This window comes from Buttiauxella sp. BIGb0552 (assembly GCF_004366275.1).
Taxonomy (GTDB): domain Bacteria; phylum Pseudomonadota; class Gammaproteobacteria; order Enterobacterales; family Enterobacteriaceae; genus Buttiauxella; species Buttiauxella gaviniae.
On the sequence record NZ_SODY01000017.1, the window covers coordinates 1619 to 3104 of the forward strand.

A 1486-nucleotide genomic window follows, 5' to 3' on the forward strand; every position below is an offset into this window, starting at 1 on the left:
GTCGTCCCGGTTTAAGCATGTAGGCGGAGAGTTTAGGTAAATCCGGACTCTTATCTAACGCTGAGGTGTGATGACGAGGCACTACGGTGCTGAAGTAACAAATGCCGCACTTCCAGGAAAAGCCTCTAAGCATCAGGTCACATCAAATCGTACCCCAAACCGACACAGGTGGTCAGGTAGAGAATACCAAGGCGCTTGAGAGAACTCGGGTGAAGGAACTAGGCAAAATGGTGCCGTAACTTCGGGAGAAGGCACGCTGTCGGTAGGTGAAGTCCCTCGCGGATGGAGCTGAAGGCAGTCGAAGATACCAGCTGGCTGCAACTGTTTATTAAAAACACAGCACTGTGCAAACACGAAAGTGGACGTATACGGTGTGACGCCTGCCCGGTGCCGGAAGGTTAATTGATGGGGTTAAGCGCAAGCTGAAGCTCTTGATCGAAGCCCCGGTAAACGGCGGCCGTAACTATAACGGTCCTAAGGTAGCGAAATTCCTTGTCGGGTAAGTTCCGACCTGCACGAATGGCGTAATGATGGCCAGGCTGTCTCCACCCGAGACTCAGTGAAATTGAAATCGCTGTGAAGATGCAGTGTACCCGCGGCAAGACGGAAAGACCCCGTGAACCTTTACTATAGCTTGACACTGAACACTGGTCCTTGATGTGTAGGATAGGTGGGAGGCTTTGAAGCGAGGACGCCAGTTCTTGTGGAGCCAACCTTGAAATACCACCCTTTAATGGCTGGTGTTCTAACGTAGACCCGTAATCCGGGTTGCGGACAGTGTCTGGTGGGTAGTTTGACTGGGGCGGTCTCCTCCTAAAGCGTAACGGAGGAGCACGAAGGTTAGCTAATCACGGTCGGACATCGTGAGGTTAGTGCAAAGGCATAAGCTAGCTTGACTGCGAGAGTGACGGCTCGAGCAGGTGCGAAAGCAGGTCTTAGTGATCCGGTGGTTCTGAATGGAAGGGCCATCGCTCAACGGATAAAAGGTACTCCGGGGATAACAGGCTGATACCGCCCAAGAGTTCATATCGACGGCGGTGTTTGGCACCTCGATGTCGGCTCATCACATCCTGGGGCTGAAGTAGGTCCCAAGGGTATGGCTGTTCGCCATTTAAAGTGGTACGCGAGCTGGGTTTAGAACGTCGTGAGACAGTTCGGTCCCTATCTGCCGTGGGCGCTGGAGAATTGAGGGGGGCTGCTCCTAGTACGAGAGGACCGGAGTGGACGCATCACTGGTGTTCGGGTTGTCATGCCAATGGCATTGCCCGGTAGCTAAATGCGGAAAAGATAAGCGCTGAAAGCATCTAAGCGCGAAACTTGCCCCGAGATGAATTCTCCCTGGGAACTTGATTCCCCTGAAGGAACGTTGAAGACTACGACGTTGATAGGCTGGGTGTGTAAGCGTAGCGATACGTTGAGCTAACCAGTACTAATGATCCGTGAGGCTTAACCTTACAACACCGAAGGTGTTTTGGTTGAGAGACTA

The 1486-nt window shown here is 52.6% G+C and carries 1 rRNA gene (only partly in view); it reads left to right on the forward strand.

What is annotated here, in order from left to right:
• Nucleotides 1–1454 (forward strand): 23S ribosomal RNA (locus EDF88_RS24610); it begins 1554 nt to the left of the window's first position.
• The last annotated feature ends 32 nt before the right edge of the window (nucleotides 1455–1486 follow it).